Origin of the sequence: Vibrio sp. GLN_1, from assembly GCF_043106015.1 — a bacterium.
Classification (GTDB): Bacteria; Pseudomonadota; Gammaproteobacteria; order Enterobacterales; family Vibrionaceae; genus Vibrio; species Vibrio parahaemolyticus.
Window position 1 is genome coordinate 1 of record NZ_JBICMD010000007.1, and the last position, 14,460, is coordinate 14,460.

General features: G+C 46.4%; 10 protein-coding genes and 1 pseudogene. 3 read left to right on the top strand and 8 right to left on the bottom strand.

Features of this window, described 5'->3' with window-relative positions:
• Both ACF8OV_RS02715 and ACF8OV_RS02720 read left to right on the top strand, forming a co-directional pair.
• Positions 1-324 (top strand): annotated as a pseudogene (locus ACF8OV_RS02715) (hypothetical protein); the annotation flags it as partial.
• Between the two features lie 4 nt (positions 325-328).
• Complete coding sequence (locus ACF8OV_RS02720) at positions 329-1,975, top strand: BatD family protein (protein WP_317676241.1); 1,647 nt, start codon at positions 329-331, stop codon at positions 1,973-1,975.
• Positions 1,976-2,045: 70 nt separating this feature from the next.
• Here the strand turns inward: ACF8OV_RS02720 and ACF8OV_RS02725 are convergent, their stop codons facing one another.
• From ACF8OV_RS02725 to ACF8OV_RS02745, 5 genes are all read right to left on the bottom strand, one after another.
• A complete protein-coding gene (locus ACF8OV_RS02725; protein ID WP_317676257.1) occupies positions 2,046-4,124 on the bottom strand; it encodes a GGDEF domain-containing protein in 2,079 nt (692 codons plus the stop codon).
• Between the two features lie 378 nt (positions 4,125-4,502).
• Positions 4,503-5,252, bottom strand: coding sequence for a phosphate ABC transporter ATP-binding protein PstB (gene pstB, locus ACF8OV_RS02730; protein ID WP_005462960.1), 750 nt, complete (start codon positions 5,250-5,252; stop codon positions 4,503-4,505).
• Positions 5,253-5,313: 61 nt separating this feature from the next.
• Positions 5,314-6,177 (bottom strand): phosphate ABC transporter permease PstA, encoded by an 864-nt coding sequence (gene pstA / locus ACF8OV_RS02735; protein ID WP_005478161.1) that lies wholly within the window; start codon positions 6,175-6,177, stop codon positions 5,314-5,316.
• A 22-nt stretch (positions 6,178-6,199) separates the two neighbouring features.
• Positions 6,200-7,132 (bottom strand): phosphate ABC transporter permease subunit PstC, encoded by a 933-nt coding sequence (gene pstC / locus ACF8OV_RS02740; protein WP_005462956.1) that lies wholly within the window; start codon positions 7,130-7,132, stop codon positions 6,200-6,202.
• 99 nt (positions 7,133-7,231) lie between these two features.
• A complete protein-coding gene (locus ACF8OV_RS02745; RefSeq protein WP_025541912.1) occupies positions 7,232-8,053 on the bottom strand; it encodes a phosphate ABC transporter substrate-binding protein in 822 nt (273 codons plus the stop codon).
• 331 nt (positions 8,054-8,384) lie between these two features.
• On the opposite strand from ACF8OV_RS02745, the gene ACF8OV_RS02750 reads away from it, so the two are divergent.
• Entirely contained in the window at positions 8,385-10,028 is a 1,644-nt protein-coding gene (locus ACF8OV_RS02750; RefSeq protein WP_203503385.1) for a methyl-accepting chemotaxis protein, read from the top strand.
• A gap of 105 nt (positions 10,029-10,133) precedes the next feature.
• Here ACF8OV_RS02750 and ACF8OV_RS02755 read toward each other — a convergent pair whose 3' ends face one another.
• Genes ACF8OV_RS02755 through ACF8OV_RS02765 form a run of 3 tightly spaced genes read right to left on the bottom strand, consistent with a single transcriptional unit; the run spans position 10,134 to position 14,456 of the window.
• Positions 10,134-10,700: a DUF1566 domain-containing protein gene (locus ACF8OV_RS02755; protein ID WP_005462950.1), complete on the bottom strand. Its 567-nt coding sequence runs from the start codon at positions 10,698-10,700 to the stop codon at positions 10,134-10,136.
• A 1-nt stretch (position 10,701) separates the two neighbouring features.
• Entirely contained in the window at positions 10,702-12,144 is a 1,443-nt protein-coding gene (locus ACF8OV_RS02760) for a DUF1566 domain-containing protein (protein ID WP_015313560.1), read from the bottom strand.
• Positions 12,145-12,149: 5 nt separating this feature from the next.
• The gene (locus ACF8OV_RS02765; protein ID WP_203503399.1) at positions 12,150-14,456 is read right to left on the bottom strand and encodes a proprotein convertase P-domain-containing protein; all 2,307 of its coding nucleotides are present in this window, start codon (positions 14,454-14,456) and stop codon (positions 12,150-12,152) included.
• Positions 14,457-14,460 lie beyond the last annotated feature (4 nt).

A 14,460-nucleotide genomic window follows, 5' to 3' on the forward strand; every position in this document is an offset into this window, starting at 1 on the left:
AAGTCTCAGAATAGTACTAAACAAGATCAAGGACAGCAGTCACAAAATCAGCAAGACGCTGAAAATAAAAAAGAAAAACAAGAATCCGAACACAAAGCTAAGCAGCAAAAGGCCGAGACGGAAGTAGAAAAGCAAGGTGAGCAAAAAAAAGGTGAACCTATGCAAGCGCAAGCCCAACCAGAAAAAACACCTCAGGATGCTCCTGAATTCCGCCGCCTAGAAGCTGTCGAAAGTGCTCGAGATCCAAGCTTTTTGATTCGTGCACAAATGCAGTTGCAAGCTCAACAAAAACAACGTCCACAACAATCTCAGAAGGAGTGGTAAGCCCGTGATGAAAAAAGGCGTACATCTGGTATTTATTCTTGTGGCCAGCCTGTTATCTAGTTTCTCGGTGATGGCACAAAGCCTCCAGGCAAGTGTCAACAAAACTGAAGTGGCTAAAAATGAAGTCATCAACCTACGGATAATGGCAGACTCAGAAGTTGCGTCCGACGCCATCGACTTCAGCGTATTGGAAAAAGACTTCTTCCTAGGACAGCCTCGCTACGGGCGTTCGAGTAACAACATCAATGGTCGAAAATATCAGCGCACAGAATGGAGCATTTCTATAGCGCCAATGAAAGAAGGGATAATTACGATCCCGAGTTTTTCGGCCGATGGCATGAAAACCGAGCCAATTCAGCTAAAAGTCACGGCGAACAAATCGGCACCCGATCTGGATGATTTGTTCAGCTTCAATATGAGTGTCGATAACCATACGCTATATCCGCAGCAATCTGCGAATTTACGCATGCAACTGATCATCAAGGCCGACACTCGCCGTTTAGACAACCCACAAGTTGTGCCACCACGTATTGAAGGCATGAATCTTGAACCTGTTGGTGAAATGCAACAAGGGCAGCGAGTCATTTCTGGGCTTGAAGTGACAGTGGTGGAGCAATCTTTCCGCTTAACCGCAGAACAACCGGGAACATTCACGCTCCTTGGCCCACAACTGACTGGATCTTATATCTATGGCGATAGTCTGACGGGCTCAACCAAGATCATGCCGATCAGCACAAAAGTGGAGCAAATGCCAATAACGGTAAAAGCCATACCTAGTGAGTTTAAAGGCAGTTGGTTACCCGCATCGGCATTGCAAATGACTCAGAGCTGGCAAGACGATCAAGGCAATACGCTATCCGCCAATACGGTAAATAACGTGAAACAAGGTTCGTCTATTACTCGTACCATTCAAATCAAAGCTCGCGGTACACAAGCCGAATACTTACCGCGTATTACTATGGATTACCCAAACTCCTTACGCGTTTACCCTGAACAGCCTCAATTCGACACAGCAAGAGATGGCACGGTAATCATGACGGTAAAACAAGTGCTGATCCCAACAGAAGCTGGCGAATTCACGCTGCCAGGCTACGCACTGAATTGGTGGGACAGTAAAAGCGATGAAGCAAAGCAGGCAAACTTGTCTGAACTGAAACTGAATGTGGAACAAAGCGATGCAGGCTTGATTACCTTACCTGAAACCGCGCTTCCTATACCAACCGTTTCAAATGCAGCTCCCGCCCGACAAAATGGCGTCGATAAACTCTGGCAAACGCTCACTTTTGTTTTTGCAGGCTTGTGGATTCTTACTTCCGCAATTGCATTTGTAATTTGGAAAAAGCGTCCTGTTGCTTCCACAGAACCATTGTCGGCATCAGAAAGACCACTTTGCGTTGAAGCGTTGAAACGCATCATTAATGAAGGCGACGAAGCGAAAATCGAACGCTCAGTAAACGAGTACTTGAGTACCCATCGTGACCGACTAAATCCCGAAGATGTTCAAGCGGTCAAACTCGAACTCGATGCCATGAACAGAGCACGTTTTAGTCCAAATCAACAGCCATGGAGTCACAAAGCCCTGTTGGAGAAAGTGCAAAAACTGGCCAAGGCCAAACGTGACAAATCTAGCCACCAGCTAGAAAAACTATAAATAAGAATGGCAGCGCTCTAAACGCTGCCATTTTTGGTTTCTGATGTTCAGGAAGTACGTAAAAACAAACTCACGCTACAATTTGATCTTTTTGAGGGTCTTTTAACTCATATCGCTTCACGCAATTTCTCCCACTGCTTTTCGCCTGATAGAGCGCCTTGTCGGACAACTGATACAAGTGGTCGAAATTGAAGTCTTTGCCTTTGGTTTTGTAGCAGGAGTACCCCACCGAAACCGTCAGCAATTCACCTTCTGGGTTATGTTGATGCTTGATGCCTTCATCTTCAATGCATTGACGGGTGCATTCCGCTCTCAAACGAACCTCTTCTTGGTTCGAGCCGATCATCAATAACACAAACTCTTCACCCCCAATACGACAAAAGACCTCGTCTTCATCTTTGGTATGGTGTTCAAGAATGTTCCCAATCCGCATCAGTGCAATGTCCCCTTCAAGATGGCCATAGTGATTGTTAAACAAACCAAAATGGTCGATATCAATCAGAATCAGACCAAATGACATCGCCTCTTCGCAATCCAATGCGCAGTATTTTTGCATCACATGCTCCAGCATACGGCGATTGCCAAGGCGCGTAAGTGGATCGAGTTTAGACAGTACTTCGAGCTGGCGATTCGCCTCTTCTAGCTCTTTGGTTCGGTTCTGCACTTCTAACTCAAGGTTTTCATTTAACTCTCGAATCGCCTCTTGAGCTTGAGTGCGTTGCAGCACCTCGGCCAAACTGGAAGAGAACATACGAATCACTTCGCGCAGTTGAGAGGTTAACGGCGCGCGAGTGAGCAGGTTATCGACGGCAATAAAAGCGATGGGGCCACTGCTGTTTGAGGTGAGAACCGTCATTGCCGCCCAACCAAAACCGACGATATTACAGTCGTGGTAAATGGGAACGGATTCTTCGAATGCGACTTCACTCGGTACGGCGCGAGCCAAATTGATCAGAGAAAAGTTTTGCGTCTCACCAAAGAAATAGGACTCATCGACGACATTCCCTTGAATGTCAGTGCCCCAAGTGCCCTGCATGTATGAGCAGTTTTCATCGGTCAAAAATACCGCCATACGATCAATACCGAGGTTTTTAATCGCGAAAGTCACTGCCGATTTACACACATCACTAACGGTTGTACAGCGTGATAGCTCAACCATGCTTGAGTGCAACATACGCACATTTTGCTCTTGGCGCTTACGGATATAAATTTGCGAGAAAAGAGAACCAAACGAGTCCAACATCTGTTTTTGATACGCCGTTATCGGCTTGCGATGAATAAAGTTATCGAGTGCAAACCAACCGAAGGGCTCATTGCCGTCACGCAAGATTAACATCGCGTTCCATCCCTGCCCGACCACTTTGCCCGCCGTGTATATTGGCGCATCTTCGATGATCACTAAATTACTCTCAAGGCTCGACAGCGCAGCGATGTATTCCTCACTCAGTTGATGTAGATCGTATTGCGTGTGGAATTCATCGATCGTAACGCCAGACTCATCTGTGCCGTATGTACCGCTGAAACTGCGCTTTTTCATGTCCAGTAGCATCAGTGTGGTGCGGTCAAAGCCCAATCGTTCACGCAGGGCTTCGACGGCTTTGTAATACAAATCTTTTAAGGAATCAGGGTTGGAGATCTCGAGTGCGACTTGCTGAACTAACTTCATGTTTTCGATAAAACGTTCGCGCTGGCTAATTTCATCGACGTATTGAGCTTCACGGATGTCTCGATGTCGCATCTCTTGTGATGCATTTTTCTCGGCTCGAATGCATTGCCAACGCGCAGCCGCGAGCTGCATTGCGTCGTAGCTTTCTTCGTAAATATTGTGTGCGGTGCGAGCTTGGACAGATTGGATAAGTAAATAGGTGCGTTTTATTGGCGTGTTGTCGAGCATCATTATGTAGCTGTCGCCACCTAAATCTTGGGTGTGATTCCAGTTACAAGTGTTAATCGCCAGAGGAATAATGCTTTCGGATGTATCAAATTGGCAGGCCCAGTCCCAGAAAATCTCAGGGTACTTTTGAATAGGGTAAAGCTCTCCGCGAGAAAAACTCACAGAACAACGAGGATTGGTTAAAGGGTCTTCAAAAATGGCGATCGCGTGGGGGGAAAAGAGGTTCTCTAATTGATCGAATATTGCTTCGGCCAGCAGCCGGTGGTCCCTCGTTGAAGACACTTTTCTCGTAAAACTTTTTAAATTCACCCTACCAACCTAATTTACTTTTTTATCCTCGATAAAAAACTACGCAGGTGGTGATATGCAATCAATATAATCAATTTTGAGCTGTTAAGTAATTCGCAAAATTTTCGGACTAAGTTTCACATTCGAGAACTCTTCAGCACTTTTAGCACCATGTTTCACGAGAATTACATGTTGCATAAAAGTGGCCAATGTCGCTTAATTTTTAATAATTATTTATGCAGATAGATTTTATAAATCAGTATCTTAAAAAGAAAAAGGCCCCTCATAAAGAGGGGCAAAGTTACCATCGCTTATAGTTATCTGGTTATTTCAAAAATGCGGTTATTAACCGAAGTCGCCGTTTACGTAGCCTTGCGTACGGTCGTCTTGAGGGTTGCTGAAGATCACTTGAGTATCGTTGTGCTCAACCAGTTCACCCATTAGGAAGAACGCGGTGCGGTCAGAGATACGACGCGCCTGTTGCATTGAGTGAGTCACGATTACGATGGTGTAGTTCTTCTTCAGTTCTTCCATCAATTCTTCAATTTTGTGGGTTGCAATCGGGTCAAGTGCCGACGTCGGTTCATCCATCAGGATTACGTCCGGTTCCATCGCGATAGTACGCGCGATACACAAACGCTGTTGCTGACCACCAGACAGACCAAAAGCATGCGATTTCAGACGATCTTTCACTTCATCCCAAAGTGCTGCGCCGCGTAGCGAACGCTCTACCACTTCATCAATGGTCTTTTTGTCTTTGATACCTTGAGCGCGCAAGCCGTAAGCCACGTTTTCGTAGATGCTCATTGGGAATGGGTTTGGCTTTTGGAATACCATGCCGACTTTGATGCGAAGGTCCGCAACGTCAATGTTGCCGTAGATGTCTTCGCCATCCATTGCGAGCTTACCCGTAATTTTTACGCCTTCGATAAGGTCATTCATGCGGTTCAAACAGCGTAGAAGCGTTGATTTACCACAACCTGATGGGCCGATAAGAGCCGTCACTTGACGAACAGGAATAGGCAGGTTGATCGATTTCAGTGCTTGGTTTTCACCGTAGAATAGGTCTAGGTTTTCAATATCAAACTTGTTCATTGTCTTAATCTCTTAAATCTTGAATTCGTGTCTTTTAACGTGCGCTTCTGTTTTGGTTTTGTTAGTAAGTTGCTGTGTTAAAACGTCTTGCAATCAGTTTAGTCACCATGTTGATCAAAAGAACAACGACGATCAGCACTGTTGCCGTACCGTAAGCCTGATTCCATTCTTCAATGGTAAACAGCTCGGTAGTCAGTTTGTAAAGGTGAACGGTTAACGTACGGCCTGAATCCAATAGAGAATCCGGAATACGAGCAACCATACCTGCTGTCAGGAATACTGGAGCAGACTCACCAATGACACGACCAATACTTAGAATGACCGAGGTTAAGATACCTGGCATCGCGCTCGGAAGAATCAAACGCCAGATAGTGTAAATTTTTGAAGCGCCAAGGCCGTATGAACCTTCACGATACGTTTGTGGCACTGCCATCAATGCTTCTTCCGTGGTACGGATGATAACTGGCAGGATTAGGATACTTAGCGTCAGTGCACCCGATAGAATCGAGAAACCAAGACCAAGAATTGCCACGAAGAAAGTCATACCAAACAGACCGAAGATGATCGACGGGATACCTGCTAGGGATTCTGTACAGAATCGAATCACTTTCACCAAGCGGCTGCCGACTTTTGCGTATTCAGTCAGGTAAATCGCCGTCATGATACCCAATGGTGCCGCTACCGCGATGGATGCAATAACCATGTAAATGGTCGACACAATCATCGGGAAGATACCGTGCTCATCGCCGGTACGAGTGTAATTGTCAGTAATGAAGTTCCAATCTACGTGTTGTAGACCGTTTGATAGGATGTACCAGATAATCCAGAACAGAAAACCTACCGTTAGTGCAGCCGAAATCCAAACGAAAGCGTTAAAGACGTTATCTTTGAACTGGCGTGCTTTTTTCAGTTTTGCGCGATCCATAATAGTCACCTTTAACGAGCGATTACTTCGCTTTTTCTCGGTTTAGGTAAAGAAGTACAGCGTTCAACGACATGATGAAGACCAGCAGTACCACACCTGTTGCGTACAGTGCGTTCGCGTGAACACCACTTGCGTAAGACATTTCAATCGCGATGTTCGCGGTCAGCGTACGTGCTGAGTCGAGAATGCCTTCTGGCATTGCCGGTGCGTTACCCATCACCATGATGATTGCCATTGTCTCACCCAACGCACGACCGATACCAAGAATCACACCAGTCATGATGCCTGAACGAGCCGCAGGAACGAGCAGTTTGAAGATTGTGTAGATTTTTGAAGCGCCAAGAGCCAAAGAGCCTTCTTTGTAAGCACGAGGAACCGCTCGAATAGACGTTTCAGATACCGTGATTACGGTCGGTAGAATCATCACACCAAGAACAATAATACCCGCCAAGATGGTGTTACCCGCTGGCACATTGAAGATGTCTTGAATCAAAGGAACGATGATAACGAGGCCGAAGAAGCCATACACCACCGAAGGGATACCCGCTAGCAACTCAACCGCAGGACGAATAACATCAGCCAAACGCTTAGGTGCGATTTCAGCGATGAAGATTGCGGTAAGCACACCAACAGGAACGCCAACCATCACCGCACCCGCAGTAGAGACTACAGAAGCGACAATCATTGTTGCTACGCCGTAAAGCGCAGGTGGAAGCCAGTTTTGGCCAAGAACGATGCCCGATACTCCAGCTTCTTGGAAGGCAGGAATACTCTCTCGAACAATAAAGTAAGCAATTACTGCTAACGACACAATGCCGATAACAGCACTGGTTAGGAACAAGCCGTGGAAGATACGCTCTTTCCAGTCTACACGACGTTTCTCGCGTAGGCCTGGCTTGCTGATAGCTTTAGCGTCAGTATTCATAAGCTTTTCACTATTTGTTGCGATGGTCATTTAAAAATCTCACGGTTCTGGGTATTGCCAATGAACGCTATGGATAGAAAAGGCTCAGCCCTAAACGGTGGGCTGAGCAAACTTAAGAGTCCCGATAAATTAGTGAACTGAGATGTAACCGTTTTGGTCAACTAGCTTTTGCGCATCTTCAGTTAGCATCCAATCTAGGAATTTTTGCGTTTCTGCAGATGGCTTGCCTTCTTTGTAAAGCACAAGGAATGGGCGAGCTACTTTGTAAGAACCGTTTTTAACGTTAGCGACTGTTGCATCAACACCGTCGATTGCTAGAGCGTTAACTGTGTTGTCTACTGTACCTAGTGAGATGTAGCCGATTGCGTATGGGTTAGACGCAACCATTGTTTTAAGTGCGCCGTTACCGTTAGCAACTTGAGCACGTTGAGAGATTGCTGAAACTTTCTTGCCAGAAATTTTCATTTTCAGCGCCATGATGTCTTCAAATGCACCACGAGTACCAGAAGCGGTATCACGAGTGATTGCTACGATTGGCTTGTCTTCGCCACCCACTTCTTTCCAGTTTGATACTTCGCCTTTGTAGATTGCTGTCACTTGCTCAGCAGTTAGACCTGCTAGCTTGTTTTGTGGGTTAACAACAACCGCGATACCGTCACGAGCAACCACTTCTTCAACAAGTGTTGGCTCTTTTTCTGATTCCTTCAGGTTACGAGAAGACATACCTAAGTCTGCTGAACCGTTTTTCGCCGCTTTAACGCCAGCTGAAGAGCCAGGGCCTTGAACCTCGATAAATACGTTCGGGTTCGTCTTCATGTATGTTTCAGAGAAAACTTCCATCAGTGGAGTTACGCTGCTAGAACCCACTGCAGAGATAGTTTCTTTAGCAGAAACAGAAGTCACTGCCATTGCGCCTAGAAGTGCGATTGCACCGATTACTGTCTTTTTCATCACAATTTCCTTAAAGTGGCTTTATTGCCGTTGTGTTTCACTTGAACGGTGCCCACTTTAGAATCCGAATATGACAGTTGTGTTTCACTTAGTTGAACCCTCTATGACACGTTGTCATTTCTGTATATTAATTCCGCAACATTTCAGGTTGTGTTATTTCCTCGCCTACTTCCGCGCCTTTCTACTTCTATACAAAATGCCAAGTCCTTCAATTTTGCTACATTTCATAACAATTCGGCATTAGTAAGTAATTGATTTGAAAAATGTATTCATTAGAATTCTTAAGGTTATTAATAATAATGATAATAATCAAAACTATAGAGGGTCAATCATGCGTCAATTTCTTAGTACGCTTTCTATTAAACTTCAGGTCTTTTTACCTGTTCTATTCACCGTTGTATTACTCGTCATTGGATTGAGCGTCGGAATCGGCAAGCTCGATCAAGCATTCAATAAGGTTTCCACTTCCACCAACAAGCTGATCATTCATAAAGAGGAACTCAGCGCCATCGTAGACAACACCTACGCCATGCGCATCAAAGCCATTTACAGTCTATTTAGAGCCGAAGATGTCCAAACTCTCAACCAAGAACTGTCTGATAGACAAAACAAAAACTGCGATTTTCTCAATTCCATCGATAGCCTCCCAGGCGTTCAAACCGAAGTGAATGCCATGCGCAAAGCCATGGATCACTATGTTGATTTCACGCGCGTCACCATGACACCTCTGCTCACCACCAAACACTCTTCTGGCTACACCACATCCGATTTCAATCAAAAGTACGAATCTGCGATGGCAGAATATCGATTGGCTGGCGAAGCAATGATCAACGCCATCGACAACCTGTCTAAGCAATTGAATCAAATCGTCACTGATGAAGTGGAAGCGAATGGCGAACAGCATTCAGCCACGCTCACTTACAGCGCGGTCTCGCTTGCGGTGATCTTGAGTGCCGCTTCGCTTATTAGTTGGATACTAGCCAGCTATATCGTTGCACCGATTCGTAACCTTCAAGGAACCATGCAAGAAGTCGCGAAGGGAAATCTATTGGTTAAAGCCGAAGCCATCGGAAAAAACGAAGTGTCGCAGCTGGCTCAGGATGTAAACCAAACCATCGACAAACTGCGTGAAACAGTGAGTGCATTAGTTCGCATTAGTGAAGATGTGGCATCAGCATCGACCGAGTTAGCGACCGTTATGACTCAAAGCAGCGTCAATTCGGATCAAGAAAAACAAGAAGTTGAGCAAGTGGCTTCGGCGATCAACCAGCTAGAATCTACCGCAGCTGAGGTGTCGACCAATGCACAAGAAGCCGATAGCGCATCAAATCAAGCACGCATGCTGACCTCACAAAGCCTGAGCATGTTTGAAGAAAGCACTCGCGCAAGCGAAAAAATGGCGGAGCAACTCAACGAAGCCGCTGCCGTCGTGACGTCGCTAAAAGATCAATCAGAACATATTGGTCGCGTGATCGAAGTGATTGAAGGCATTTCTGAGCAAACCAATCTGCTTGCACTGAATGCAGCAATCGAGGCTGCACGTGCGGGCGAAAGTGGCCGAGGCTTCGCGGTAGTGGCCGATGAAGTCCGTATGCTAGCGGCGCGAACTCAGGAGTCGACAAAAGAGATCCAGACCATCATTGAAGAGCTTCAACAGCAATCTGGTCACGCGAATGAAAGCATGCACTCTAGCTTAGCCATGCTGTCAGACAACCAAGCTCTGGCACAAGAAGTTAGCCAATCACTTGCTAATATCAGTAACGCTATCGCCGAGCTGAACTCAATCAACACTCAAGTGGCGACCGCATCAGAAGAGCAGAAACAGGTCACGGCTGATATCAATAACAACTTAACAAACATCTATGAGCTGGTGAGCCAGAACGTAACTGGTATTACGCAATCCGCCGCTGCCGCTCAAGAGCTTTCTGGCCTAGCGGAAAACCAGCAGCAACAGTTAAGACAGTTCCAAGTGTAATCACTCATTGTGGTGTAAACACATGCGAAACACTGAATGAAATACGAAAAAAGCTCCGCAAATGCGGAGCTTTTTAACGTCATTGTCTTAACAGCCACTTGTCGATTAATCTTCGTCTGTGACAAGCAACACTGAAAACTGGTTCGCCTCAGGAGAATAGCCAATAACATCTCCATTCACACTTTCGAACGTCATGATTTGCCTAGCGTCGGTGCCGGGCGTGTTGCTCCAGATATAACTACCTAAATCACCAGTTTCAAGCGAGTATGCGCTTTCAAACGCCGTACCATTCATCGAAGGATGGAAACACGCTCGCTCTGTGAGTGTAACTAACTCTTTAATATTCGGTAATCGCCACTGTTTTTTATCTGCAAAATTGTGTAGCACATGGTTGCCCGAGGCATTCCGAATTTGCTCCGCAGTAAGCAGCGCGTTTTGCCATGTTACTTTTTGAGCTTCCCCAGAACACGCTTTTTGAGCCATATCCCATGTCATACCAACTGGGCAGCGCATCCAAGTGAGTCCTGTTTTTAAATCTGTTACAACACCTAGATCAGAGTATAAGTAGCGAGAATTCGGCGCTGACTTCACAAAATCCAAAGAGCATTCCTGAGCGGCCATCGACGCGTAAGAAACAAGTACAAGAGATAATGCGGTAATAAGTTTTTTCATCTTACTCTCCTTTCTCAGCAACTAGACGAATTGGAAATTGGTATGAATCATCAGCTGTTGGATCTTTTTTATCGGAATAAATCTCAATCGAGCTAGATTGTCCACGGTCGGCACCTCGAACCGTTACCAACGGCATTCTTAAGTACTCGGGCGTTTTTACCTTGTCATTTTCAGTAAAGGTAAACGCCTGGAACCAAACCGAACCGTATTCCAAATAAGGACTACCTAACGTTTGCTGTGGGAAGAACTTAACATTCATTCCATAAACGACGCCACTTGCATCTTTCTCTGTTTCACCGAAGTCGAGAACATCATAAAACTCCTGATAATCCGGTAAGCGCCAATTTGTGATACCACACAGTGACTTCTGGTTGATGTGCTCAATGTATTGCTTAGTTGAGCAAATATCATCTCTTGCGTTGACACAACCAACCTGTTCCAAGTCTTTAGAAAATGGCTTAAAGTCTTCTGATTCGTAAACAAACAGACGATCTTTAAACTGAAGCGAATTTTCGTCAGCACTTTTGTTTTCCCAAACCAAACCCGTGCGCTCATCTAATGTACAAGCCCAAGTGGTTGCATCCACCTTTAGCTTCTCGCCCGTTGCACTTAACTTAACAAACTTGAAGCCATTACCTGTCGCCGCCTGCTTCTCTAATTTGTCAAAACCAAATTCAGCATCTTGTCCTGGGAAAAGTTCTTGAGGCGTCGCTGTGTTCGAATGTCCTTTAGCGACCGTATAATACAAAACGGTACCCGTATCATTACCTACCGAGCCAAGCGCAGATAAAGAAGACAACTTAGCCGCTAACTCAGAGACCTCCACATCACTCAACAAGTACGCCGCGAGAGATTTGTCGTTATAGCTGAGTGTTTGCGCCATCGTCGCCATGCCAAGTGTGATGTGTTCTGGCTTCATTTTGCTTAGCAACCCGACCGTGTTTTGCTCGATGTATTCCAACTCAGACGCATTGGGATCCGACATCACGGTGCCAGACAGTTTCACGTTAGCATGTGCAAGCCAATCTTTTAGAACTTGTTCTGCTTGGCTGACGGTTTTACCATCAATAACCAGCGCTGCGATTAATGTGGTAACGCCATTAATGTCGTTACCTTTGCTCAAACCACGTCCCGGCGTCATCATGTTCAGTGTGAGCTCGTCGCCTTGGTCAACCTGAGCCAAAATTGGACTGGTTAAAATGTTCTTGTTTGTCGAGGTAATCGAGAACTCACCTGCGTTATTACTTTTTGTGCTCGGCTCAGTCGCATCACACACAAAGTTCTGGTTGAGGTCGATGCACACTGGTGTATCTAACAACGTACCTTTCGCAGAAATGGTTCCCGCTACGTTGTAACTTGGCGCCGTTGCGTCACCACCACCAGAACCGCCACCACAACCAACAAGGGCCAGTGAGACTGCAATGAGAGAATATTGAAACTTCATAGGTCTTATCTTCTTTTTGATGAATCGTTATTACGAGAGCGAACCACTCTCAACATTGAAAGCACAAGCAAGCCAAAGAGCGCCCAAGGTGAGCCACTCCCACCCGAGCCATTGCCGTTGCTTTTCGAAGTGGTATCAGCACCGCACTGATACTGGTTAAAGTGACTCACACCCCACGCTTTTAGTGCGCCCGAGTTGCCGACCACCCGATCGGAGACTTCTAGTCGCCACGTTCCCCAACTAGGCTCTCCAACCAATGCTTGCAGCTGTGGATCGTGCTGAACCGTGAAATAGCCCGTAAACCCACCCGATTGACTCGGCTGATGGTTAAACAGCACTACAGACTGGCCTTGTGGCGACGTCAACGTGATGTGTAAATCCGCTAAATTCGCGTGTTCGATATCGAGATAAACGGCAAATGAGTCATCAATTTTCTGCGTTTTGTCTGATAGTGTTTGAACAAAAATTTTGTTTCCTTGCACTTCTTGACCGCGCGAGTTAATACTCGCATCGGTGAGCGCATCCTCGATAGTCTTGGGCTTATTCAGAAGTAGAGGAACACCGTTCACTAGCGCCGTCACGTTTTGCCAAGATTGCGCCTTAAGCCCTTCAGCAAACTGATAATCCAACGAAACTTTAGATTCAAACGGTGCACCACACGTCAGCCCCGTTGGTAAGTTGGCACTGAATGAGGCCGTGTTTGCCAGTTCCACATCGACCGCTTTCGATGTGTCATTGTTCAGTGACCAATTGCCCTTTACGCTTGCAGATCGGCCAGTGTGAGAAAGCGTCAACTCGACCATTTCCCCAGCTTTAATGTAACGAGATTGATATCTGGCGTTAAAAGGAACTTTGAGTAAGTTATGTTGTGCGAAGCTGTCTTTCAGAATTTGTGCGTACTCTTTTTCAGGGAAAAGCATTGTCGCGGCAAATACGGTGGACTCCGCCAAATCATGCATTTTTACACCACGACCCACGCCGTACATGCCTTCAAGCACAATCGAGTCAAAGTCACGGAAAACACGATCCGAACCATCTCCATAACGAGCAACGGACGCTTTTAAGGCTTGGAACAAAGGTGTCGACCACAACTCGTCGCCCAATTCACCACCAACGCTTTCATGCGCTCGGTATTCCGCTCCTTCAAAGTAACGAGCACGTTGGTTCCAGAGACTGCGTGTTGCGCGGCGAACGCCAAACATGCCATCCCAGTTGAACACGGTATCAATCTCAAATTCCTGACCACGGCGAGCCGCATCTAAATACTGTGTTCGGAAGCTCGCGCTGCCCGCCCAGTAATCACCGACACCTTCTCCAATCGCGCCAGTGTGGCCATACGCCCAGTCGGGAACGATTTGATAGTGAATCCCGTGTCCTAGCTCGTGCAAAATCACATCTGCATCCGCAGCATCCGGAGATACTCCGCCAACGCCTAACATCAGCGCACGCGAACCTGTGTAGTAAGAAGAGTTGTCTAGCGCTAAACCTCGTCCATCAAAACGAAGCGGCTCTTCAAACAAGTCATAGCTCAAGCTCGATAAGTACTGCAGTGAGTTGTCAAGATGATAAAACGCCATCAACTGCAAAAAGGCATTGTCGCCAAGCTGAGCACTTTGCATCGCTTTTACATCAGCAAAAGATTGAACACCTTCAGGCGGCAAAATACTGCTTGTATCGCGTACGGGCTCCGCACCTACCGAAGGTGTAGGCAGTAATGCAAGTACATCCACCTGTTTAACGCGCTCGTTGGCTAGGTAGAACTTGCCGTCAGACTGCAAAACTTGAATCTGCTTCTCAACATATTGAAGTGGCTGCGGATAATCCTCTAACGAATTCCAAGCGGAATCAGGCGCAGCTTGTTGCTGCATCGTACGTAAATCAGGATCAAACACTGAGACGGGAACCGTCACTAACTCACCGGAGCTCAACGCTGGCGGCTCGGTCACTTCCAATCGAACAGGCAATTCCAGTTCTGCGGCTGGCATCGCCTGACCATTACGAATAACCGTATCTTCAAGGCTTTTGAAAATACGCTCGATTTGGTGGTCTTGGTTAGTCGACAACACAATAGTGCGTTGCGGTTGATACTGACCATCGACCCACACATCAAAGTTATAATGATCTCCAAGCTTAGAACGGGTTTGATAGCGAAACTTAAGTTCGCCAGCGCTAGCGTAATTGGCTTGTAAGTAGCGTAGCGCTTCGGCTTGGTTCGTGACCGTAATAGCCGCGCTAGGGTAATCCCACTGCGCTGCGTTCGTCACTTGAACGCCTGCCAACGCAAGAGAAAGCGCTAAAAGTTTGAGTTTCATGCTG